Origin of the sequence: Thiomonas arsenitoxydans, from assembly GCF_000253115.1 — a bacterium.
In the GTDB taxonomy this organism is placed as follows: domain Bacteria; phylum Pseudomonadota; class Gammaproteobacteria; order Burkholderiales; family Burkholderiaceae_C; genus Thiomonas; species Thiomonas arsenitoxydans.
In genome coordinates this window covers 1,927,851-1,950,466 of the sequence record NC_014145.1, presented here as the reverse complement: position 1 = coordinate 1,950,466, position 22,616 = coordinate 1,927,851, and the positions used below count along the sequence as shown (strand labels likewise).

Here is a 22,616-nt window from a genome sequence, read left to right as displayed (position 1 = left end):
TCGCTGAACGCCGCCTTTGGCGCGACAAGGATTCAGGCTGAGAGCTGGTCCGGCAGCCCCCGGAACAGAAACTGACAGGGCGGTGTTTTGGCCGGATCCATGCCGCGGGCCTTGAAGAAGTCGGTCGCGCGCTGCACGCGCATCTGGTCTCGGCTAACAAACTGCAGGACGCCGGCCTGCCCGTTGGGGCATTTGCCGCACAGCCCCTGCGCCGGTCGATGATTCTGGTCGCCCGCATCCGCCACGCGCTCCAAGCGGTAGCATGCGTGCGCTCCTGGGTCGCTTGGAGCTTCATTCGGCTGGCTCTGAGACGGCTCACGCCGGCCCTGGTAGACCACAGCCCCAAAAGGTTTCAAACGCTCAGCATACTCCTGGGCTAGCTGGTGGGTTGGCACCAAAATAACGACTGGCAGCCCAGCGGAGTGCGCCATACTCACCACTGGTGTGACGCCCACGCCTTTGCCCAAACCGACCGTCGCAAGGATTCCCAGAGGCGGTAGGGGCTCAGGCATCGGCCGCTTCTGCGCGCCAGTAGCACGCGAGCTCAAATTAAATTCCCGCACCTCATCGAGCAATGCGATTTGCGCTGCGTGCTGCTCGAAGTATGACGCCATCGCCGCGCCCATAGCGTCGCGCACGGGCTGCAGCTCTGCGGCGCGGAGCTTGCGCTGAGATTCGGTTGTTGATGGCATATCCACTCCGCCTTGGGGTTGGTTTGGATATAGCGCGGACCGGCATAGGCGCGGCAACAGCCGCGCCCACCGCCGGCGTGGCGGTGGGGTGCATGCTCGCCCCCTCTCATCCGCCGCGACGACGAATGAGCCCGAACGCGCTTTCCAGCGTCGGCTCTCCATCATCTTTTTTTGCCATTGCTGGCATAGGCAGCATGCCCGCCTGAATGGCCATCCAGTGCGCCACACGTTCCGCCGCGACGCGGTGGGCGCCATTCCCTATCGCAGCTTCAAACGCCAGCCAACGCGGCTGCCGTTTAGCTAAACCTCTGCTGAAGGCCGAGGCGAGGGAATGTGAATTTTTGAACTGGGCGATGCGGGCGATTTGGCCCCGCGTGAGGTAAATAGGGGCTGACTCCAGCCCTAGCTGGGCTGCGATCCGATCCAGAAAAAATTTAAGAATTTCGACGCTCATGATCACTCCATGTCCATGCAGGAGCGACCCCCCATCACGCTTGTGGGGATGCGATGCGGGCGGCCTAGGAGGGCCGCTGCGGCGTGAGCCGCTATGAAGATGTAGCTACCCGCAGAGCGCGGGCGGCGAAGGGGCGTTGGGCCAGGAGGCGCGGGCTGAGACAAAGGTGAGTGATCGTGCGAGCTCGAATCCTCACAGGCTGGCGCGCATGCGCCCAGCTGACTCTCATTCGCAACAAGCTTGCGCCTAGCTTTCTGAGCGCCGCTTCAAAAACGCTCAACACAACTGCTGAGAGTGTGGAAAGTGCCGCCGCCGAGATGGCTATGGCCACGCCGGGCGGGATGACCCTCGAAATTAGATGCCGGAGCGCGCCCACCGCGTCGCGCGGCGCGAATTCACCCTTGTATGCGCCCACCGCCGCGCCCAACGCGCCAACCGCGAGCAACAAGAGCGCAAAAACCAAACCTGCGGCGCAGACCAGCGACGCCGGCAACAAAAAGTCAAAAAATTGAGTGAAGATCGATTCAAGCAGGGGCGAGCGGGTGAGGTCAGAAGACAGCAACAAAACATCGGCCGGGACGACAATCGCCGCAGCGGCCGCAGTAAGGCGGGCGATCAAACGAACGGCCGCAGGCAGCAAACCGCGGTCATTTTTTTCCTGCGGGGGCATTAGCGCCTGCCAAAATTGCTCACCGACTGCTCGCGCCGGCGACAGCGCGAGCACTAGCATGGCACGAGCCAGTCGGAAGTAATCAAGCCTGTCAAAGGAGCGCATGCAGAAATTATCGCAAGCCAATCTGCGGTGGTCAAAAAATCAACGCAGAATCACCAGTCAATCGGTGTGTAAAGCACTCGCACGGAGGTGGCCTTGGAGTAAGAACTCGCCCAACGAAAAAGAAAAAAGCCCTTGATAAACAAGGGCTTAGAAATAAAAATTGGTGGTGGAACCCGGAACCGAACCCGCGTCCGTTTGCCGAGCCAGATAGTAACGCCTTGGCCTTGAGGGCGTGGATTCGATGATTTGGCCGCCCTGGCCAGATACCACCGCCCTTACAGCGCTCGCACGCTACGCAACATCCCGCACCGACTCCTCAGGAGTCACGCTGGGTCTTGCCTTTACGAGGTCATGAGTTGGGTCAGGCAGTCTTCGAGGGATGCAAGAGGTCGGACAGGTGCTTGCTCGGCCGCTGGCAACGAAAAGGAATGCGGCAAGTACAACTTGACATCTCTATCCTATCGACCCCCTTCGGCGCGGTCCGTACGAATCAAACAATTGCATCCCAGCAAGCTGCCCGTGATGCGCCAATTCCCGCAAGAGCAACAAGTCGGCGCTGTTCGCGTTAGCGGTTGATTTCGGTACCATCACCCTCTCGACACGAGGGGGTGAGCATGCGAAGCACGGCCTTCCAGCGGCTGCTGGAGTCCATGGACAAGCTGTCCATGGCGCAGATAGAGCGCCTCGGCGATGCGCTGAAGGCCGCCCGCTCCCGGCGAGCCGGCCTGGAAGTGCTCGAGAAGGCGCGCCCTGTGGCCTGCCGCCGCTGCGGCAGCCTCCGAGTGGTGCGCAACGGGCACCGTGGCGAGCTGCAGCGCTACCTGTGCCGCGACTGCGGCAAGACGTCCAACGCGACGACCGACACGCCCTTGGCGCGACTGCGCCGGCGTGAGACCTTCGAGGCGTACGCCAGGTGCTTGGCCAAGGGCTTCACGGTGCGCCAGGCCGCCAAGGCGTGTTCTGTGTCCGTCAGCACCGCGCACCGCTGGCGCCTGCGCTTCTTGGAGAAGGTCGTCGAGCATCAGCCCAAGGCCCTGAGCGGGCTCCTGGAGGTCGACGAGACGTACTTCCGCATCTCCCACAAGGGTTCGAGGAGCCTCAAGCGCCCACCGCGGCATCGTGGCGGCGAAGGCGCCGGCCGCGGACGCAAGGCCAGCGAGTGGGCCCCGGTGCTCGTGGGGCGCCTACGCGGGCAGCGCTACACCACCGACAAGCTGTTGACCCGCGTGACGGCCGCGGAGGTGACGCGCGCATTGCGCGACGTCGTGCGACGCGGACAGACGGTCGTGTGCACCGACGGCGGCTCGGCGTTCCTGAACCTGGAGAAGGACCTCGGCGTTCCGGCCAAGAGCCTGGTCGTGGGCTACGACGGCCATGTCATGGACGGCGTGTACCACGTGCAATCGGCCAATAGCTACCACGAGCGGCTCAAGTCCTGGGTCAATCGCCAGCTACGCGGCGTGGCGACCAAGAACCTGCCGCTCTACCTGGCCTGGATGCGCTTGCGCGCCTGGGGCGCCGGCGGCGTCGAGCCCCGCGACATCCTCACCTCGGCCCTCGGAAAGCAGGTCATCAACCTCTAACGCGAACAGCGCCAACAAGTCAGCAACGAAATGGTGCCGTCCCGCCAGCAAAGGCGATGGATGTCGCCCTGTCGCGGCGTCCACCATTCTGAGGAAGAAGCTTTCTACTTCGGCCATAGACCACTGGCTGGTCGTCACAGACAGGACGTTCTCCATGCCAGCCTTCAGGCGCCCCAAGTTATCCTGCACTTCCAAACCCTCACCCCGCAAACCCGGCGCGTGAGGCATCAACCAATCCTCTGCCGTCTCTATCGCCGCTTCCAGTTGGCGCTCGTCCACCGCTCGGCTCGAGGGCATGAGAGCTTCGGCTCCGCCGGCGAGCACTGCGAGATCAGTCCAGGCGCCGCCGCGCACCTGCTGAAGAACATACTGCGTTTCGGAGATGACCAGACGCGCAGCCATGGCATCAATTCTCAGGATCGCCAAGGTAACCCAGCACGAGCCGCAACGCGCGGGCATCGATCCCGTGGCCGAGGCCCGGCACCAGGTCCAGTGTCACGTGACCACCACTCAAGCGCAGGGAGTCAGCGCCTTCGACCGACCACCGACTGGGAACCACGTTGTCCTGCTCGCCATGAATCAGGTGAAGCCACCCAATGCAACGCCCTTCAGTGCAACTGCGCCGCCACTCCGCAGCACTTCTTGAACTTTTCCCCGCTGCCACAAGGGCACGGATCATTGCGCCCCACTTTCGGATGCGTGCGCTCGATCGTTGTGGCGACCTCCCGCTCCATCACCGCCTGGCGCGTCGGCAGCCAGTATCGATAGATCGCCGCCACGGCCGCCGGGATCTGCTGCGTCAGGGCCTCGCGCTGCGCCGGGGTCCGGGTGGCCTCATCCAGTTCACCCTGCGGGTCGTCTGCGCCGAGCAGCCAGATCGGGCGCAGCACTTCTTGCATCGCGGGGTCGTCGAACAACGATTGCCAGGCTGTCTGACGCAGCGCGATGCCCTTCATGTAACCGAAGGCCCACATCTCGCCATCCAGGTACGGGTGCGGATCGTCGGCATACACGGTGGTCTCGAAGCTCGGATCGAAGGTGTCCGGATCGTGATGCAGACTCCACACGATGCCGTTGTACTGCCGCACGATCGTCTCCACGATGCGTGCGGCCTGGTCCTCGGACTCGAAGTCCGGCTCGTCCTCGGCTGTCGGCCCCCATACTCCGGGCAACCATTCGCTGCCAGCCACCTCCACCGGGCCCGAGGCGATCGCCGTCAGGTAGCCGTCCAGCATCTCGAGCATCATGACCTCGTCGGACGTGGCGTCCGAGAGCAGGAACGCTTCGAGTTCGTCGATCTGCTCCTCGGTCGGCGGCGCCATCATGCGCAGAGAATCCGCCGGTGTCAGTTCGGGCAATCGTTTCATCACGGATGCTGGAGGCAAGGCATCGCTCGATGCTATCGCACCGGATGCGGCGCGGGTTTTCTCTGCACGCCGAGAATCGCCTCCAACTGCTCGACATAGCCTTTGAGCATGGCGACGCTGACGACATACGCCCGCATCACCTGCGCCGGACTCGATGTCGCCGCGAGTGCGGCGATCGGCAGAGCCGGGCGCGCCGGCACGCTTGGCGCCGGACACGGCTGCACGATGGGCACCGGCACGCGGACCACCTGCGTGCGCACCGCGGGCGACGCCGCGCAGCCTGCCAAGGCCAACATCCCGAACCCAACTGCGGCCGTCCTCATCGTCCCCACCCCCGAGCCAATCCTGCGGCCTGCTCGACTCCCCAGGCTGCCGCGCTTGCACAGGGACTTGGTACGGGCGCCGCCTCGATCCGCGCCACGCGCCGCGCAGCCGTCGACAGCGCCCGAGCGGCTGCAAGCTGTCGTGCTTTCCCCGCTGTCGCCACACGCTCCTGTGCCCGATGGGCAGCATCCAGCAGGTTCTCCACGCCGAGGTTCTGCGCGGCGATGCCTGCGCGCAGCTGTGCGATGCTCGCTTGCTGTTTCACCGCAGCCGCCTGGCACGCCAGAAGCTGCGCCCGCAAATGCGCGATCACGATCCGCTCCCCCGCGAGGCCCGCGGCAACCAGGATCACGGGCGCCAACCACCACTGCCGCCGGATCAGAATCCACAGCACGCTGCCCATCGTCAACTCCCGAGGTGTTTGCTGAAACCCGCACCGGCCAGGAGCGCGCCGATGCCGATGCCGTACTGCTGCAGATCGAAGGGCTTGCCCGAGAGCACGGCGTAGACCTCCAGCCCCAGCCCCACCAGGATCGCCAGCGCCCACCAGCAGTAGGCCGGCTCCAGCGTGGCGTTGTCTTCGCCCGTGATCAACTCCAGTAGCGTCATGCCGTCCTCCCTTCGAACTCCATCTGCTCGGCCAGACGGCGATGTAAAAGCCCGGCCAATACGCGCCCGGCATCGTGATCCCACAGCGGGAACTGCGCCGCAGCCGCCGCCAGATTCCCCGCATTGAGATCGCGCAACAGCGTCGAGCGGGCAAAGGCGCCAACTCCGAGGTTGAAAACGAAGTCCACCAAGGCATCGAACTCGGCCTGTTCGAGCGGCACGGTGACCAGCCGGTTGACCGCGGCGGCAGCTTCCCGGGTGTCCTGCTCCAGCCAGGCCAGCGCCTGCTCGCGCGTGCAGGCCATGCCCTCCATCACACCGTGGGTGTGGCCGTAGCCGATCGTCCAGACGCCTCCGGTATCCGCATAGGCTTGCAGTCGGCAGCCTTCGAAGCGTTCGGTCAGCTGCTCACCCGCCTTGCTGTAGGTCATCGGCGGCTTCATCGCGCGTCTCCCTGGTACTGCGGTTCATTGGCCAGCACCCAGGCCCAGAGTCGCTCGAAGGCCTGCGTGTAGTAGTCCGCCAGGCCTGGCGAAGCCGTGAAGCACAGATCGTTCATCTGCTGGCTGGCGTTGGTGGAGTAGTTCCACGATCCGTCCTCCACGCCGACTTTGCCGTCAGGCGTCCAGATCACGGTGGCCTTCAGATGCACGATCTGGTGGTGCACGGGACTCGTGCCGATGAGGAAGTGCTCGCCATCGACGAGCCCTGCCTCGCAAAGACGCTCGATCTGCGGTGCCTCGGCACGTCCCGTCGCCTGGGTGTGATCGAAAATCACCTTCACGTCCGCGCTGCACCGATGCGCCTCGATCAGCGCGTCGAAAAACGGTTGCAGGGTGCAGCCGTAGATCATGGTGCGCAGCTTGGCTCCGGGGGCGGCAGCCCCGGCCAGGAACGCTTCGAAGGCTTTGAGGCCGTCAGCGTAGGGGGTAATGATGCGGGTCTGCTCGGCGGTCTCATGCAGGATGCCGAGTGCGGCGAGGACTTGGCTCATGGCTTGATCACTCCGTGCAGCACACCCCAAATGACCGCCAGGCCGCTGCCGACGACGGACAGCCACATGACGGCGCGCGCCCCACCCTTGGCGGTAAGAAAGGTCTGCTTCATCTCAGCGAACTCCTCCGAGTGCTTCTGGTGGAAGGCTTCGATGTAGCGGGCCAGCAGCCGGAACTCCGGCGATGGAATCTGATCGATCTCGGCGCGAAGCGCGTCGATCGTGGATTGAGGGGGTTGGGGTTCGGTCATGGCAAATGCTCCTTTCAATCGACCCACGAAAATAAATGCCGCCTCGGGTCGTCCCGGGCGGCAGCCAGTACAAAGCGGGACCTCAGAGGTTCTGGTCGCGCGCCGTCATCGCCCGGTCGCAGTGCCCAGGATCCAGGCGATCGAGCAGCGCGCACAGCAGGCAACCCCAGCGCGCGGGCCGGGCGTGAGCAGCGCGGCTGCTGATGGTTTGGCCCAGCTGGCCATTGGCCGCGACGTTGCCCAGGTCGTCGAAACCGATGGCGATCAGCCAGGCGCGCTTGGGGGCGCGGACGATCGCCCAGGCCATGCGCACCAGTGCCACGGGGGCGACCAGCCACAGCCCCAGCCAAATCAAGATCAACGGCCAACGCTTCATGCAGAACTCCTTACGGGTGACATGGAATGAATCGGAATGACGCGGCGCACCACGGCGCCAGCGCCTACCCGTGCATCGCTGCCGAACAGATCCCGGCGCGTATCGGGCAGGGGCTCGCCCTCCAGCGCGTCGATGCGCAGCGGCACGGTTCCGGTGAGCAGTTCGAACGCCAGGGCGAACACCACCACCGCGTCCGAATACGCCGCGTCGCAACTGGTCTGCCACAGTGGCCCTTCGAGGAACATGCAAGATCCCCGGCAGATGTGCAGCACCGGGCAGCGCGGGCACTCGGGGCGCCGGCTCCAGTGCGTCCCAGAGGCCAGCGCCACGCGCTCGATCGCGGCCGTTGTGCCCAGGCGATGGGGCTGCCCATTGGGTGCAGCCGTGCCTGCTGCGACGTTCTGGCAGGTCAGGACGTTGCCGTGCAGATCGACGGCCAGGTGGTCGGCGCGGTCCATGCCGCACTTCTGGCCGAGGGATGAGGCCGGGCGGCGATGTGCGATGCTGGCCATGAACGCTTCGACCTTGCCGCGCAGCGCCCCGAAGTTGCTGGCGCATCCTGCGCGCGCCTCGGCGAAGGCCTGCCGGCGAAACATCGCGTGCTCCGCAGGGCTGCGCAGGCACGCGCGCACACCGGCGTCGTCGTAGGCGTCGATCCAATGCCCTTCGCCGATTGGCACGTCGGCGTCGCCCGTGAGTGCGACAAAGAACGCTTGGACCTGCGCTCGGCTTGCATTGCCCCGGTGCAGCATCGCGTTGAAGGAGACGCGCCCCTGCGGCTTGAACCTGCGGTACAAGTCCAGGATGGCCGCGCGGGTGGCCGGCACCTCCAGCGGGTCGGGTCCGCGCGCGGCCTGCCCGGGGCCGTCGTGCGAAATGCCCACCGCAAAGCCCATGCGGTCGAGCCAATCCACCTTGGCCGTATCGAGCAGCGCACCGTTGGTGATCAGGAACAAGCCCGCGTCCGGATGGCGCTGGCGCAGAGCTTCGGCCAGTGGCTGCAGCAGCTTCCAGTACACCAGCGGCTCACCGCCCCAGAACTCGAAGGTGGGCGCGCGATGGCGTTCGACGCTCAGCCAAGTCGCAAGCGTCGCCAGGAAGGCGTCGACACGCCCGGCGCCTTCCTGCGCGGGCCGCTGGCTGGCCTGGTTGCAGTAGCTGCAGGCGTAGTTGCACTGCAGCCCGAGTTGGATCTTGATCCGCCGAAACGGCCCGCCTTTGAGCCCGGGCGTATCACGCGAGATGGCCGACACCGACTGCCATGGCGCGGGTGCTGGAATCTCGAATGGCATCGCCACTGGGCGGCCATCTCCCTGCGTGAGGCTCGACGTGACGTTGTCGTAGACGAAGCGCTGCCGGCCCTGGGGGCCCAGGGCATCGATGACAAAGCGCATGGGGTCAGGAGGCGGTGGGCGCGGCGACCGTGCCGCTGGTGGTCGCCGTCGCCGAACTCGGCGGTGCTGTCACGGCCGCTGCGGCGGTCATGGCCGATTGGGATGCCGCGAGGTAGGCCTTTTGCACCGCGCGCACCTGAGTCTTGACCGCGACGATGTTGGCCAGCATCGCGTCTTGCGGGATGAGCGTCTGCACCCCGGCTTGGGAGAGATCGCCACTCACGGCGGCGAACCACGCCGGCTGCTGCGCTGCGGGCAGTGCCGCAAAGAGTTCCAGCACCGCAGAGGTCAGCAGGTCGACCTGCTGCTCCAGGGCCATGACCGCATCTGGGATGCAGATTTGCGACATCGCATCGATTTTGGCCTTGTAGGCCGCCTGCAGGTGGGCCAGTTCCGGGTAGAGGTCGGCCGCGATCGTCATCGCAAAGCGCTTGGGGTTGGCGGCCACCGTGTAGGGCAGCGTGCAACTCGTCGGCACGGTTGCCACCAACGCGACCCGGTCGATGCTGTTGCCGCAGCACAGCACGAACAGCGGTGCCTGGGCGTTGACGCCGTAGGCGCCTTGCATCCAGGCGACGAAGTCCTTGGAGTCGACCTGCTCGGAGCCGGGTACGGTGATCCAGCGGCCCAAGAAGTCCTGGTAGATCAGCAGGGACGACAGCGGCGCAAACACCGAGGCGAGATCCAGTGTGAGCGTCTGCGAGCCCGCGTCGGATAACACGGGCTGGGACGACGTGCCAGCAACTGCGCATTGCGCGGCGAAGCCAGCGGCCTTGGGGTCGCTGGTGAGGAGAATGGTGGTCATGATTCAAGGTCTCGCTTGTGGAATGTCAGACACATGAGCAATGCCGCGCCAAATTGCGTCCTATTGCGCCCAATCGCGCAGCACCGCCGCCAGGTTTTGTGCAGCCTCGAGCGCCACCGCGTCGTACAGCGACGCCCGAAATCCCCCCAAGCTGCGGTGCCCGTCCAGTCCCGAGAAGCCGGCGTCGGTCAGTGCCCGGCGCAGTGATGCATCGCGCGCTGGGTCGGCCAGGCGGAACGCGACGTTCATCTGCGAGCGCCAAGCCGGTTGGGCGTGCGGGATGTAGACGTCGGGGTTTGCGTCCAACGCCGCGTAGACCGCTGCCGCCTTGGCGGCGTTGATGTGCGCCATGCGCTTCAGATCTCCGATCTCGTCGCGTAGCCAGCGCAGCACGAGCAGCATCGTGTAGATCGCGGCGACCGGCGGGGTGTTGTAGATCGAGCCGGCTCGCGCGTGCGTGCGGTAGTCGAGCATGGGCGGCAGGCCGCTGGGCGCCTGCTCCAACAAGCTCTTTCGCACCAGCACGACCGTGACTCCGGCCGGCCCCAGGTTCTTCTGGGCGTGGGCGTAGATCAGGTCGTAGGCATCGAGGTCGATCGTCCGCGACAGCAGGTCCGAGCTCATGTCGCAGACCACGAGCCGCCCCGGCAGTCGCGGTGGCGCGTCTCGGAACTGCAACCCCTCGACCGTCTCGTTGCTCACAACGTGCAAGATGCCGGGCCGCTGGGTGGTCTGGTCCCACCGCGGCAGCGCGCGGTAGCCCTGCGCGAGCCCATCCCAGGCCAAGTGCGGCGCGCACACTGCGGTCGCCTCGGCCATTGCCCGCGCGCTCCAGTACCCCGCGCGCACCCAATCGACCGGTGTTGCCGGGGTGCAGCCCAAATTGACGAGTGCCATCGAGAACTGCAGCGAGGCGCCGCCCTGCAGGGAAAGCACCTCCCAGTCATCGCCTGCGCCCAGCAGTACGCGCAGGATCTGCTGCGCCTCGTCCACCACAGCGCGGAACCAGTCGCTGCGATGGCTGATGCCGTAGAGTGACAGACCGACTTCGGGAACCTCCAGCGCGGCCTGCGCCAGTTGCTCCAGCACCGCCCGCGGCATGGCCCCCGGGCCGCCCGAGAAGTTGTGCGCGTTGCGCCAGGCGGCGTTCATCGACGCAGCGCCCGTGGATCCCACCGGAATGCGGCGTAGTCGAATCCCCATTCGTCCACCCCCGCGCCCGCCACATAGCCGCCCACCACGATCGGCACCCCGCCCGTGAGCGGCAGGTACAGCGGCGTGGCCGGCCCGAAGCCTGGGGCCTCGACGACGCGGCGCTCGCGCCAGCCCTCGAGGTGGGCAAAGACATGCCCCTGTCCCGTACGCAGACTGCCGTTGTCCTTCAGGCCCCGGATCGCGCCCACGGCCGCCTCCAGGCGCCAGCGGCCCGGGTTGGCCGACCACCACCATTGCTTACCTGCCGCATCGCACGTCCACAGCGCGTGCTCCTCCGACCAGAGCAGCGAGGCGTCTTCGAAGGTCAGCATGCGCCGATCACCGAGGAGGGGGCGATCGATGGCCAGCACTGCGACCGGCTTGCCGTCGGCCCCCATCACGCGGTCGCCTGGGCGAATGGTCTCGATGGAGCGTTGCGTTCCATCGGCCATCAGCACGCGCGTGCCCGCGGGGAAGCAGGTGCAATTGCAGTTGCAGTTGGCGAGACTATCAGCGACCGTGGCCGAGCCCGCCGTGCGGGCGTAGTTGGCCGTGGTGGCGTAGTTGACGCTGAAGTTCGAGGGGTTCCAGACATAAAAATTGGCCCCGTCGTTGCTGCCCACCAGCCACGTGGGCTGCCCGCCTTGCCCGCTCCAGTTCAGGTCCCACGCCGCACCGTCGGCGCGCAGCGGGTGGGCGCGGCTCGCGGTCGCCGCGTTGCCCGAGATGTTGATGCCGTAGGTGCCGCCGTTGTTCTGCACGATGGCGGTGGTGTCGACCCCGCCCACGACGACGTGGTTGTTGGATCGGTTGAATGTGACGATCGAGCCGCCGCTTGCCGAGTACAGGCCCCAGGCGCTGGCGTTGTTGTAGAGGTAAGCGGGGTTTTGGCCCGCACCTACAGCGCCCACCTGGGCTTCGCCGCCTGGGTTGCTCGCGAACAGGTTGCCGTTGACCGTGCCGCCGCTGGCGCCACCCACGGTGGACACCGTGCCCGCGTTGCCCGCGATGCTGCTCGGAAACGCGATCGCCGCGGTGGCCATCGCCGTGACCTGGCCCTTGGCGTTGGTGGTCAGCACCGGCACGGTCGTGGCATCGCCCGCGGTGCCGGGGTTGGGGTTGACGTTGGATAAGGTGGCCGCGATGCTCACGTTGCCGCTGCCGTCGAAGCTGGCCGATCCGGTGATGTCGCCGGTGAGGGCCAGGGTCACCGCCTGCTGCAGCTTCTTGGCCTGCGCGGCCACGACGTTGTAGACAGCGGCCAGCGCGCTCCAGGCCGTGCCGTTGAACTTCTCCCAGAAGCCGTTGGCGCTGTTGAAGCGCACGGCACCCACCGGCAGGTTGGCAGGGTTGGTGGTGGCCGGGTCGAGTCCCTGCGCCAGATCGCAGGCCAGCGCGTTGATCTCTGCGGTGACGTCCACATAGGGATCCGTCACCTGCGGTTTGGAGAAATCCGAGGTGTTGCTCATGCGGCGATCCTTTCCATACCTTCAATACCCTTTGGCGGCCCAGGACACCGCGCCCGAGGAGCGCTGCCCGGCGGGGGTGAACAGATAGACGCTGAAGCCGCTCGGGTTCGCGTGCCCCGAGAAGTCGTAAAGCGCCACGAGTGGCGAGGTGCCCGCGGGGGTGACGGTGATGCTGGTGACGTCTACGAAGGGCACGTTGAAGGCGACTGCCGTGCCGTTCGCGTCCGCCGCGTTGGCCAGCACGGTGCCGGCATCGTTCTTGAGCTTGACGGACAGTTTGATCTCCAGGCGCGAGATCTCCAGCAGGGACGTTGCATCGGGCGCGGTGACGGTGAGAAGCACCTTCACCCAGCGAAAGTCGGTCAGGTAGACGTTGGCGCCCGCATAGTCGGTCCAGGGACCGGCTGGCCCCACGTTGCTGCTGCTGACCGTGATCGAAAGCGCAGGCGTGCCCGCCACGACCGTGGTGGTGGGAGTGACTTGCACATTCGTGGCGCTCAGCACCGCGCCGTAGTCGATGACTTCCTCGTAGGAGCCTGCGGCCAGCGCGGGCTGCGCGTAGATCGGTAGCCCTGCAGCGATTTGGTCCTGCGGAGCGTTCCAGGATCTCGCGCTAAAGTGCTGCGCCCAGGTCGAGGCAGTGTCCACTGGCAAGGTGATCGCCCCCTCGTCGAGCACGGCCTTTGTGAGCGTGCCGGCGAACGTGGAGAAGATGTCGGCGTGCAGCACGTAGTCGGGCGGCGCGTTGACGGCGGCAGCCACCGCCCCAGGCGTGCCCACGTTGCCGGCCGAATCCACCGCAGCGACCCAGTAGCGGTAAGTGCCGGCGCTGGTCTCGAACACCGTGGTGAACAGCCCCGCTTGGGTGCCGATGATCTGCGCCGCATCGAAGGTGCCTGCCGCGGGCCCCCGGCGTACCTGGTAGGTGACGACCGGCAGCGTCGCGGTGGCGTCGGTCCAGGACAGCAGCACGTTGTTGTCGATGACCTGCGCGATCAACGTGGGCGCTGCGGGCGGGGTGACCACCAATTGAGCCATCGCCCAGGCGCCTTGGTTGCCGGCGGCATCGACCGCGGCGATCCAGAAGGTCTGGGTGCCCGCCCAATCGACCTTGCTCTGGTACTGCGTGGTCTTGTTGTTGGCGATGACTCGCGCCGAGGCCGCCTGCGCGCCGGTGGCGATCACATAATGATCCACCGGGAACATACTGGCGGGAAGCAGCCAGCCGAGCACATAGTGATCCCCCGAGAGGCTGGCCGTGACGCCGGGCGCTTGCGGGGCGGTGACCGAGAGGCTCGCGGGCGTGGCGTTGACGGATTCGACCAGAAGCAGGTTGCGCGCCTTGATCCACCAGTCGTATTGCGTTTGCGGCAGCGGCGGCACGTGGGCCGAGGTGCCGGCGTAAAAGCCCACCAGCGTGCCCGAAACCCAGTCGACACCCTCGCGGATCTCATAGTCGTAGCGCATGGGGTCGGCCACGTCGGTCCAACTCAGCAACACGCCATTGCTTTGCACCGCCGCCTGAAGCCCCGCCACATCGGCGATGGTTGGAGGTGGCGCAGGGGCCGGCGTTACGCTCAGTGTGGCCGCGGGCGATACCTGACCGACCGCAGAGAATGCCGTGACGGTGAAGGTGTAGGGCACGCCGATCTCGAGGCTTTCGATGTCCACGCTGTGCTGATCGGTCATGATCGTGGTGGCCGGCGCGTTCGCTTTGTTCCAGACCACCCGGTAGCGGCACGCGCCGCTTGCGCTCCAGGACACGGTACCTCGCAGGCCCGCCACACCGATGTCGATCACGTACCGCGACACCAGGAGATTCAGGTTCGACGGCGCAGCGGGAACAGCGGCAATCAGGCTCGTAGCGGGGGTGGTGAGCGCCAGACCGTCTTCGATGAGGGCGTACTTGCTGGCGTTGTAGGCCACGGCGGCCACGTCGATCTGCGTCGCGTTCGCCTCGGTGAGGGTGACCACCTGCCAAAGTTCGGGTTGAACCTGGGCGTCGCTGAGCAGGACCAGCGCGCCGGGTACGGGCGTTTGCGGCAGGGCCGCTGCAAGCACGATCTGGTTGCCGGTGACGCCGGCTACCGCCTGCTTCACCAGGCTCCCGTCGGGCAGGAGAACTTGCGCCGAGAGGCCGCTGGCTGCCGGCGGCGCTGCGTCGAGTGTGAGGGTGAGCAAGTCTGCGGACACGTCCAGCATCCGTCCGCCCATGCGCACGCCTGCGCGCGTCGGGTCGCTGGTCTGGATGATGTCGCCCGGCGCCAGATACATCCCGTCCATCGCGCAGCGAAACGTCACCGTCTCGGTTTGCAGACTCTCCGAGTACAGCAGCCACTTGCCCAGACGATGCGCCTGGCCGCGGCGGGTGCAGCCCAGGGCGCGCACCTGGGCGGTGACGACGCCGTACTTGGCCACCAGCGCGTCGTCCTGCACGTACTCGACGACGGTGGCGTAGCCGTTATCCGGGTCGTTCCACGTCACCTGCGCCACGGTGTGGCGCGCGCGCAGGCTGGTGCCCTGGTAGGAGAACGCGCCGCCTGCGACATTGGCCGGCGCGAACATCATCACCGGATCGGCAGGCGAATCCTGGCTGACGTGAAGCGCACCTGCGCCCCAATAGACGATGGCCCGAAAAATGGAGGCCATGTGCTGCACGGCAGCGTAGGCGTCCTGCTGCGAGGCCAGCAGCAGATTGCAGGTAAAGCGCGGCTCGAGCCCACCGAAGCCATCGGGCACCGTCTGGTCGCAGTATTGGCTGATGGTGTAGAGCGACCATTTGTCGATGCTGCTCGCATCGATCAGTCCGCCCAGGCCGTAGCGTTCGTTGGTGAGCAAGTCGTAGAAGCACCAAGCCGGGTTGTCGGTCCAGGCCAACCGGAACGTGCCGTCCCAGGTTCCGGTGTAGCTGCGCGTGGCCGGGTCATAGTTGCTCGGGACCTGCACGATCAGGCCCCTCACGTCGTAGGCCCGCGCCGGGATGTGATCGAACTGCATGGCGTCGATGGCGATGGCCGCCATCGCGGTGTGCGGGTAGGCCAGGCTCGCGTTGGACACCAGCGTGAGCGCGTCAAAGTACAGATCGTTGGCCAGGAGCGAACTGCCCGTGTCTGGCGTCAGGCGCGTGACCTGGACCTCCCACGGCCCCGTTCCCGTCAGGGGGATCAGGTAGTCGCGGGTGTACTGGCTCGTGGTCTTGCCGTTGAAGCTGTCACCAACGACGGTGACGAAGCCGCCGCCGTTGGTGTTGAGCGCGATCTGAAAGGCCACCGACGTGCCGCCGATATTGCCGGTTTTAGCGTCCGTGTCGGTCAGCGCCGGTGTCATGAGGGACACGCGCAGGGCATTGACGTTGGCTGCCGTGACGGCCTGCACGACGGGTGTGGCCTGGTAGACCTTCGCGTGGACCGAGATCGTGTTTTGCGCGTCGGAGCCAGCGTAGCCTGCCGCGTTGGTCACACCCACGGCGCCTGGCGTGCCGGTGGCGTACTCGAACACGAAGCCGTTGAAGTTCCACGAGCCGTCGGCGTTTTGTAGCGGGGTCTTGTCCAGAAAGACGGACTGCGCGCCGTTGGCAAGGCCCACGATCGGCCCTTCGCACCAGGCGTCGAGCACCAGCGCCTTCTGCGAGGAACGCAGGGTGTTGGGGGACTCGGACACGCCGCCACTGCCACCGCCGCCCTTGCCACCGCCTCCCGCGCCGCGAATGAGGAGATCCGCGCGCATCAGGATCCGCCCAGGTAGGCGCTTTGGTTGGTGGTGTAGGTCAGCGTGCCGCCGCTCTTGGTCGTCGTCGTCACCTGTCCACCAGGTGTCTGGCCGATGGGCACGTCGAAGGACTGCAATGAGGCGGAGACGACCTGCGAGCCGATCATCAGCCGTCCGTAGAGGATCGGCACCGGGTTGCCTTGGGCTGTGGTATTGACCGGGCCGCTGAACGCGGTGGAGTTTTGGCTGTTGGGCAGGTTGGTCTGCGGAGCGTGGGTGAGCATCTGCGACAGCCCCCCGAGCACCAAGGTGGCGCCGAAGGACAGCGCCATGCCGCCCATGGCCGTCGTGGTGAGCGTCCCGCCGGCAAGCGACGCCCCGCCGGTGTAGAAGGCTGCCACGATCATCGCCGCGCCCAGCAGGATTTCTCCCACGCCGTGTCCGGCGCCCGAGACTTGAGGCACAAAGCGAATGTCGGCGGCGGGCAGGCGCAGCTCCTCACGATCCGTCACCGTCGCGCCGTCAAGCTTGACGAGGTAGCGCCCCTGCGCGAAGGCCTTGCGGAAACCCGGATGCAGTGCGCACAGGGCGCGCACGGCGTCCAGCGCATCGGCGCAGTCCAGGCGATGCACGCGTCCGAAGCGCCGTCCCAAAGGACCGTGCAGGCGGATGGTCTTGAGCGTCACAACAACTCCTTGTGTCGGATGACCTTGCGCGTCGCGCGCCGCCAGGCGCCCCCAAACACGTCTCGACTGGACAGGCGCCCGGCGCAGTGCTGCACGATGAGGTTGTCGCCCAGGTGCACGGCAGCGTGGTTGATGACGGGCGAGCCGATTTGCATCAGCAAGACGTCGTGCTCGGCCAGGGTGTCAAACGGAATTTCGACGAATCCGGCCTGCGGAAAGCCTTCCGCATAGAGGTCACCGCCACGCAGCCACCACTGCACGTCGCGGTGGAAGTCGGGCAAGTCGATGTGCAGGGTCTGCCGGTAGTAGTCGCGGATGAGGCTGTAGCAGTCGAGCACGCCGTGATGAAAACGGCGCCCGATCAGCGGTGCCACGTAGCCGCTGGGCGCGAACTCGTGGACGTTGCCGATTGGCCAGTTGACGATCAGCCACGGAATGGCGGACGCCTCGCAGCCGACGCGGTCGGCCTGGCTGGGCTCGGGCGCCGCGTAGGGGTGCGAGTGCACGATGCGCACGATCTCGCCCTGTTCTTCAGCCCTGGCGAAGTCGGTCGGCGACAGCACGAAGTGCTCCTCGGGCGAGGCGGCCAGGTTGGCACAGGGGATATAGCGCAGTTTGCCCTGGCGCACGATCACCACGCCGCAGCATTCGCGTGGGGCCTGGGCTTGCGCATGGGCGCGAATGGCCGCCAGGATCGATTCGGGTATCGGCGTCATGAGGTGCCGATCCCGCAGCCGGGAAAGCCGCCGAAGTTCATCAACGCGGGCGGGGCAAAGCGCAGCGCGCAATCCGACAGCCGTTTGCCACAGACATCCTGGGCCGGGTCCGCGGTCGGGTTGCCGGCGGCGTCGGCCACAGCGCCACCCGTGTAGCCACAGTCGGCGCCGCGGTAGACCCAGGGGCAGGCGTTCTGGATGAACTGGCGTCGGGGTAGCTTGACCGCCACCATGTCCAAGGCGCTGGCCAGGTCGAACTGAAGAAGCTGAGGTGTCTCCTGCGCCTTGCGGTCGACGAACCAGATCTGCCGGGGCAGTTCTTGGGTGGGGTCGGCCGTGGGGTTGACGCCACCGGGGAAATTGGCCGCATCCAGAAAGCGCGCGAAGGTGCGAATGCGCGTGAGCTTGCAGCCGGCGAAGTCGTTGTACTGGCGCGCCAGCGCGCCGAGGATGCCCTGCGCATTGGATGCCGAGAGCTTGGGTCTGGGCAGCGCGCCCGTGCCCGACATCTTGAAGCCCTGCGCCTCGATGGGATAGCGCGAGTAGGCTTGGGCCCCCCAGATGATGTCGGCGCTCAGGCCGTTGGTGCCGGCGTGCCAGTAGAGTGTGGAGCCGCCCTGCAGGGACAGGTCGAGCACGAACAACTCGATCAACGCGGACGGCGAGAGGGACTGGATTTCAGCGCGAATGGACATGGTGATGCAACTCGATCGGCGGCCCTTGTCTGTTCAAGCGCCTGTTCAAGCACCGAAGACCTGCTCAAAGGTGGCGGTGATGCTCACGACGCCTCCTGGCTTGTCGTACTTGCTCCAGTTCTGGCACAGCACGGACACCGGTGTGGCGGCGCGTGGTGGCGTCCAGGCGAAGGGCAAGTAGCCGCCTTGCTCCTGCAGGAACGTATCGATTGCGTCGGCCTCGGCACTGGAGGCGCAATGCAACTGCAGCGTCCAGTGGCCAGACTGGTTGTTCAAGCCCTGGGGGACGTTTTGTTGATAGCCGTCGCCGAACTTGGCCGTCCATAGCAGCGGCTTGCGCTGCGCGACGACGGATGCGGCGTCCCACGCGAAGACGGGCTCGTTGGAAGTGCTCATGATGGCGCCCTCACGCTGGGTTCATCAGGCCGCCTGGGCGCATTTCGGTGAGCAGGATCTGGCGCACATGCTCGCCGATCATCGCGCCCACGCCCTGCATCGCGGCTCCCCCCTGCGGGCCGGCAAGACTCGCCGAGCCGTCGTGGTTGACCACCACGTTCACATCGCCGTGGTAGCTGGCGCCGCCCTTGGAAAGGGTGCCGCCGCTGATCGCCTGGCGCAACTGGTGGTTGGGCACGACGGTGCCGCTGGCGCCCATCTTGACGACCTCGGGCCCGCGCTCGCCCACGAGATACATGCCACCGGCCTCGACCGAGCCGCCCGCGGCGCGCTTGCCGGACAGGAACGAACCGATCGCCCCGATCCAGCCGGTGGAGGCGCCCGACACCATGCCGGCCACACCGGCCATGGCCTTCTCGGCAGCGATCTTCAGGAGATCCTGAATGATCGACGCGGCGAGTTGCCGGAAGTTGAGCTTGCCGGTCTCGGCGAACTGGACCAGGGCGTTTGTCGCACTCTGGAAGGCGCCGACGATGGACTGCTTGATCTTGGCCCCGGTCAGCACGGCGCTTTGAGCCACTTGCTGCAGGCCGGCATGAATCGCCACCGTCGGGTTGTTGTTGAAGGCGTCCGTCGCCTTCTTTTTCTGGGCCTCCAGCGCGTTGACCTGCTGGGCGTACCCGACGGCGGAGGCCAGGATCGCGCGTTGCTGGGCCAGGGTCAGGTTCACGCCCTTGGCCAGGGCGTCGTTGATGCGCTGCTGCGCCTTGGCCTGCTGATCCAGGATTTCGGTCATGGCTGCCTGCTGTTCCCGGGTCTTGCCGATGAGCAGCAAGGCGTTCTCGCGCCTGGCGATGTCCTGCTGGCGCCCCTGATCGACGCCTTGCATCTGGGTCTGAAATGCCTGCGTGGCCTTGAGCCTCTTGAGCCGCGCGGTCTCGTCATCGATGGCCTTGGCCGCAGCGAGGTACTGCGCTTTCTGCGTGGCGGTCAGCGGCTGGAATCCCTCGGCCTTGCGGCGCGCGTCGCTGAGCTTGCCCTGCGTGAGGGTGAACTCGACAAGCGCCTGCTTGGCGTTGTCGACTTTGCCGTGGTACTGGCTCCAGTCGAACGCCGAGGCGTCGAGCGCCGCCTTCTCGCGGGCAAGACCCTGCAGGGCCTGCGCGAAGGGGTCAGTCTTGGCGTGCGGGGAATGCGCCACCCTCGCTCTGCCCGGCACGGTGGGATTGCGCAGTGCAGCTTCTTGCGCCGCTTCCTCGGCGCGGCGGCGACGCTCTTGCGCGACATCCCGCGCGTGGCGGGCCGCGGCGTCGCGGGCGACGCTGCCCCACGCGCGCGAGGCCACCAGGCCCGCAGTGCCGACGTAGTCGGTGTTCATCGCCGAGGTGATCGCCTGGTTGACCGCACCGCCGAACTCCTTGACCGCATCGACGCCGCCGCGCAGGTGCGCTCGAAACGCCGTGAAACCAAAGTCGCCGTGCAGTGCGGCCATGAATCCCTTGCCGAAGGCACGGGCGGTGGCCATGGCCGACGAGAATCCGCGCGTCACCAGATCGGCGACGCCGTTGACCAAGACGTTCACGGCCTGGATGCCGCCCCACGCGAAGCCGATGCTGACGTTGACGAAATCCTTCAAGTACGTCCCAGCGACCGACACGGCCTTGCCAAAGTCGGACTCGACGCTCTGCCAGCCGATCCCCATCTCGACCATGAATCGACGCCAGTCGGCCGATGCGCCCGCGAATGCGTCGCGCAGCGCTCCCAGCGCCGAGACCACCGCCCCACGCACGGCGTCCCAGGCGCCGCCGATGAACTCGCTCACCGAGGCCGTGGTGCCGCCCAACGTGATGACGCTGTCGCGAAAGACGTAGAGCGCAGCTGCGGCTGCCGTGAGGGCCACGGCAATGGCCCCGATGGGGTTGGCAGCCATTGCCGCAGTCAGTCCGTCCACGGCGTCGGTCAGTCCGGCGAACACCCCGAGGCCGACCTCCCCCGAGGTGACGAACGCGGCTTGCAAGAATTTGACGCTGGCGCTCACCCCCTCGATGGCGGCCGGCAGGATCTTGACCACCCCGAGAAATCCGATCGCGCCTGCCGCCAGCGCGGGCAGAATCGGCAGCAAACCCTGCAAGGCCGGGGCGACGGCGCCGATCGCGGTGAACTTCCACTGGTTGAGCTTCCACGTCAGTGCCTGCCACGCGTACTCCAGTCGCTTGGCTTTCTCAGCCTGGGCGTCGGTGATGAAGCCGTTGACCTTGCCCTCCTCGCCCAGGCGCTGCAGCATGGGGATCAGCTCCGAGCCCGAGCGCCCGAAGAGTTGCATGGCAATGGCGGATTTGGCAGCCCCGTTTTGCATATGCACGAAGCTCTTGGCCACGTCCATCAGCACCGCGTCCGAGCTGCGAAGGCGTCCGTGCGCATCGGTGACCGCCACGCCCATCGCCTTGAACGCATCCTTGCTCGACTTGAGCCCTTCCTGGGCGTTCCACATCGCGCGCCCGAGCTTGGCCGCGACTTCGCCCACGCTTCCCATGCTCACGCCGGTGATCTGCGCCTCGCGCTGCATGTCGGACAGGACGGCGACCGACAGCCCCGTCTGCTCGCTCATCTCTTTGAGGCGCACAGCCGACTCGATGGAGGACTTGGCCACCTCGATCAGTCCAGCGACCCCGGCGACGGCTCCGAGCTTCTCGATGGAGGCGCCGATCGCACCCAGCGCGCCTTCCAGGCGTTCGGCGTGCACCTTGGCCACTTCCATGGCCGACTCCATCTGGTGCATGGAGCGCTTCATCAAGTAGGCGGCGCGTTCCAGCGCCGAATCGAAGCGCGCGGTGTTGGCCGAAAGATCGATGTTGAGGGCGCCGAGGGCTCCGGACATGGTGTGTGCTCAAGGGGTTGCCGGATCGCCGGCGGTTGGGGATTCGGTGCTTTGCTGACGCGCTTGCAAGGCCTTCAAATACATCGCCAGACGCCAGTCGGCGGCGGTCAAGCCATCAACGAGATGCGCGTCGGACGGCTCGACTGGCCGTGCGAACAACAGGAAGTCCTGCGGGGCGAACGGCTCGGTCCTCGCCTTGGGATCGCGATGGATCTCGGCCAGCACCGCGCGCAACTGCGCCTGCACGACATCGAGCATCGGTGCACCGAAAGGCTCGACGGCGGCAAAGCGCTGCCAGTTCAGCCACTCCGAGGCCGACAGCGTGGCCTCCAGTTCCTCGACCGTGCGGCTCAGTGCGAGCGCCAGGCGGTGCTTGGCCTGGCGCTCGGGGGTCAGTTTCCCGCGTCGGTTCCGTAGCCGTTGATGCGCAGCACGGCGGCGGCGAGTTTCTCCACGGCGGCATTGCCGGCCTCGGCGAAGCGCTCGATGTCGGCGTCAGCGAACACGGCCCGACCCTCTTTGCGCACGCTGCGCACGACCAGGCCGTAGCCGAACGCTCGCGTGCGGCGGGTGGCGTCCTTCTCGACCTCGGCCGCCTTGCGGATCTCGGCCACGTCGCGCTCGCGCAGTTCGACGAGGTCGACCGTGCCCACGCCGGGCAGGTCGTAGGGTTCGGTTTTGGGGGTGACGGCCGCGAAGAAGGCGGCCGCGTGGTTGATGGATGGCTGGGTCATAGGGGATTACACGGTCGGATTGGCCAGGCTGCCCCAGACGATCGAGACGGGGCCGGAAATACGCAGGGTGCAGGCGAGTTCGAGCTTGCCGTTGACCTTGGCGTCGGGTGTCTCGGCACTCACGCAGTAGGCGCAGAAGGAGAAGGTGGCGGGTTGAGCAAGCTGCGCCCCCAGGGTGATCTGGTACAGCGACAGCGTCTTGTTCGCCTTCTCGACGAACATCTGCTGCTGGCCCTTGCCGCCGGTGAAGTTCATCGTCACCGCCACCGACCCGGAGTCCTCCAGCCCCAGGACGAACTCCTTGGCCAGAGACTGCAGATGGGTGACGTCGATCTCGTCGACCTTCTGCCCGGAGGGTTTGATCTCCACCGCCTCCTCCAGGGGCTGCCAGACGGTGGTGGTGGCTGCCGCCGCCGTGGCGATGACGGCCGCGGTCAGGGGTTGGGTCGTGGGCGCAGCGCCGCCCCAGGCGATGGAAGAAAACTGGCTTCGAAGTGCATTGCTCATGGCGAGGGT

At 66.4% G+C, this 22,616-nt stretch carries 25 protein-coding genes; 1 reads left to right on the top strand and 24 read right to left on the bottom strand.

The features are described 5' to 3' along the window. Window positions 1-32 precede the first annotated feature (32 nt). The 3 genes from THI_RS09095 to THI_RS09085 all read right to left on the bottom strand — a co-directional run bounded on the left by THI_RS09095 (window position 33) and on the right by THI_RS09085 (window position 1,921). Entirely contained in the window at window positions 33-692 is a 660-nt protein-coding gene (locus tag THI_RS09095; protein WP_013105965.1) for a DEAD/DEAH box helicase family protein, read from the bottom strand. Window positions 693-798: 106 nt separating this feature from the next. Further along, the gene (locus THI_RS09090; RefSeq protein WP_013105964.1) at window positions 799-1,146 is read right to left on the bottom strand and encodes a hypothetical protein; all 348 of its coding nucleotides are present in this window, start codon (window positions 1,144-1,146) and stop codon (window positions 799-801) included. Window positions 1,147-1,237: 91 nt separating this feature from the next. Beyond that, on the bottom strand, window positions 1,238-1,921 hold the full coding sequence (locus tag THI_RS09085) for a hypothetical protein (protein WP_041608967.1): 684 nt from the start codon (window positions 1,919-1,921) through the stop codon (window positions 1,238-1,240). Between the two features lie 614 nt (window positions 1,922-2,535). On the opposite strand from THI_RS09085, the gene THI_RS09080 reads away from it, so the two are divergent. Then, the gene (locus THI_RS09080; protein ID WP_013105962.1) at window positions 2,536-3,504 is read left to right on the top strand and encodes an IS1595-like element ISThsp17 family transposase; all 969 of its coding nucleotides are present in this window, start codon (window positions 2,536-2,538) and stop codon (window positions 3,502-3,504) included. Between the two features lie 608 nt (window positions 3,505-4,112). Here the strand turns inward: THI_RS09080 and THI_RS09075 are convergent. The 21 genes from THI_RS09075 to THI_RS08975 form a co-directional block, all read right to left on the bottom strand. Then, window positions 4,113-4,871 (bottom strand): UPF0149 family protein, encoded by a 759-nt coding sequence (locus tag THI_RS09075; RefSeq protein ID WP_231836125.1) that lies wholly within the window; start codon window positions 4,869-4,871, stop codon window positions 4,113-4,115. A 32-nt stretch (window positions 4,872-4,903) separates the two neighbouring features. Continuing rightward, entirely contained in the window at window positions 4,904-5,167 is a 264-nt protein-coding gene (locus THI_RS09070; RefSeq protein WP_050985932.1) for a hypothetical protein, read from the bottom strand. Window positions 5,168-5,190: 23 nt separating this feature from the next. Continuing rightward, window positions 5,191-5,598, bottom strand: a complete 408-nt coding sequence (locus tag THI_RS09065) for a hypothetical protein (protein ID WP_041608966.1) — start codon at window positions 5,596-5,598, stop codon at window positions 5,191-5,193. A 2-nt stretch (window positions 5,599-5,600) separates the two neighbouring features. Then, complete coding sequence (locus THI_RS09060) at window positions 5,601-5,804, bottom strand: hypothetical protein (protein WP_013105957.1); 204 nt, start codon at window positions 5,802-5,804, stop codon at window positions 5,601-5,603. Continuing rightward, a complete protein-coding gene (locus tag THI_RS09055; protein WP_013105956.1) occupies window positions 5,801-6,247 on the bottom strand; it encodes a lysozyme in 447 nt (148 codons plus the stop codon). The genes THI_RS09060 and THI_RS09055 overlap by 4 nt, the downstream gene beginning before the upstream one ends. After that, window positions 6,244-6,798: a phospholipase D-like domain-containing protein gene (locus tag THI_RS09050; protein WP_013105955.1), complete on the bottom strand. Its 555-nt coding sequence runs from the start codon at window positions 6,796-6,798 to the stop codon at window positions 6,244-6,246. The genes THI_RS09055 and THI_RS09050 overlap by 4 nt, the downstream gene beginning before the upstream one ends. Next, the gene (locus THI_RS09045; protein WP_013105954.1) at window positions 6,795-7,049 is read right to left on the bottom strand and encodes a hypothetical protein; all 255 of its coding nucleotides are present in this window, start codon (window positions 7,047-7,049) and stop codon (window positions 6,795-6,797) included. The genes THI_RS09050 and THI_RS09045 overlap by 4 nt, the downstream gene beginning before the upstream one ends. An 82-nt stretch (window positions 7,050-7,131) precedes the next feature. Then, on the bottom strand, window positions 7,132-7,425 hold the full coding sequence (locus THI_RS09040) for a hypothetical protein (RefSeq protein WP_013105953.1): 294 nt from the start codon (window positions 7,423-7,425) through the stop codon (window positions 7,132-7,134). Beyond that, window positions 7,422-8,819 carry a radical SAM/SPASM domain-containing protein gene (locus THI_RS09035; RefSeq protein WP_013105952.1) on the bottom strand — a complete coding sequence of 466 codons (1,398 nt, stop codon included), beginning with the start codon at window positions 8,817-8,819 and terminating at the stop codon, window positions 7,422-7,424. The genes THI_RS09040 and THI_RS09035 overlap by 4 nt, the downstream gene beginning before the upstream one ends. A gap of 4 nt (window positions 8,820-8,823) precedes the next feature. Continuing rightward, window positions 8,824-9,624, bottom strand: coding sequence for a hypothetical protein (locus THI_RS09030; protein WP_013105951.1), 801 nt, complete (start codon window positions 9,622-9,624; stop codon window positions 8,824-8,826). 60 nt (window positions 9,625-9,684) lie between these two features. Further along, window positions 9,685-10,776, bottom strand: a complete 1,092-nt coding sequence (gene serC / locus THI_RS09025) for a 3-phosphoserine/phosphohydroxythreonine transaminase (protein WP_013105950.1) — start codon at window positions 10,774-10,776, stop codon at window positions 9,685-9,687. Beyond that, the gene (locus tag THI_RS09020; RefSeq protein ID WP_013105949.1) at window positions 10,773-12,287 is read right to left on the bottom strand and encodes a Hint domain-containing homing endonuclease; all 1,515 of its coding nucleotides are present in this window, start codon (window positions 12,285-12,287) and stop codon (window positions 10,773-10,775) included. The genes serC and THI_RS09020 overlap by 4 nt, the downstream gene beginning before the upstream one ends. Before the next feature lie 21 nt (window positions 12,288-12,308). Continuing rightward, window positions 12,309-16,013, bottom strand: a complete 3,705-nt coding sequence (locus tag THI_RS18095; protein ID WP_013105948.1) for a TipJ family phage tail tip protein — start codon at window positions 16,011-16,013, stop codon at window positions 12,309-12,311. Continuing rightward, the gene (locus THI_RS09010) at window positions 16,013-16,681 is read right to left on the bottom strand and encodes a tail assembly protein (RefSeq protein WP_013105947.1); all 669 of its coding nucleotides are present in this window, start codon (window positions 16,679-16,681) and stop codon (window positions 16,013-16,015) included. The genes THI_RS18095 and THI_RS09010 overlap by 1 nt, the downstream gene beginning before the upstream one ends. Continuing rightward, window positions 16,678-17,397, bottom strand: a complete 720-nt coding sequence (locus tag THI_RS09005) for a C40 family peptidase (RefSeq protein ID WP_013105946.1) — start codon at window positions 17,395-17,397, stop codon at window positions 16,678-16,680. Before THI_RS09005 ends, THI_RS09010 begins: the two co-directional genes overlap by 4 nt. Beyond that, entirely contained in the window at window positions 17,394-18,092 is a 699-nt protein-coding gene (locus THI_RS09000; protein ID WP_013105945.1) for a phage minor tail protein L, read from the bottom strand. Before THI_RS09000 ends, THI_RS09005 begins: the two co-directional genes overlap by 4 nt. 45 nt (window positions 18,093-18,137) lie before the next feature. Continuing rightward, window positions 18,138-18,488, bottom strand: coding sequence for a phage tail protein (locus THI_RS08995; protein ID WP_013105944.1), 351 nt, complete (start codon window positions 18,486-18,488; stop codon window positions 18,138-18,140). A 10-nt stretch (window positions 18,489-18,498) separates the two neighbouring features. After that, window positions 18,499-21,366, bottom strand: coding sequence for a phage tail tape measure C-terminal domain-containing protein (locus tag THI_RS08990; protein WP_013105943.1), 2,868 nt, complete (start codon window positions 21,364-21,366; stop codon window positions 18,499-18,501). A gap of 9 nt (window positions 21,367-21,375) precedes the next feature. Then, complete coding sequence (locus THI_RS08985) at window positions 21,376-21,687, bottom strand: phage tail assembly protein T (RefSeq protein ID WP_422125531.1); 312 nt, start codon at window positions 21,685-21,687, stop codon at window positions 21,376-21,378. A 71-nt stretch (window positions 21,688-21,758) separates the two neighbouring features. After that, entirely contained in the window at window positions 21,759-22,100 is a 342-nt protein-coding gene (locus THI_RS08980) for a hypothetical protein (RefSeq protein ID WP_013105941.1), read from the bottom strand. 6 nt (window positions 22,101-22,106) lie between these two features. Beyond that, a complete protein-coding gene (locus tag THI_RS08975) occupies window positions 22,107-22,607 on the bottom strand; it encodes a phage tail tube protein (protein ID WP_013105940.1) in 501 nt (166 codons plus the stop codon). Window positions 22,608-22,616: the final 9 nt, after the last annotated feature.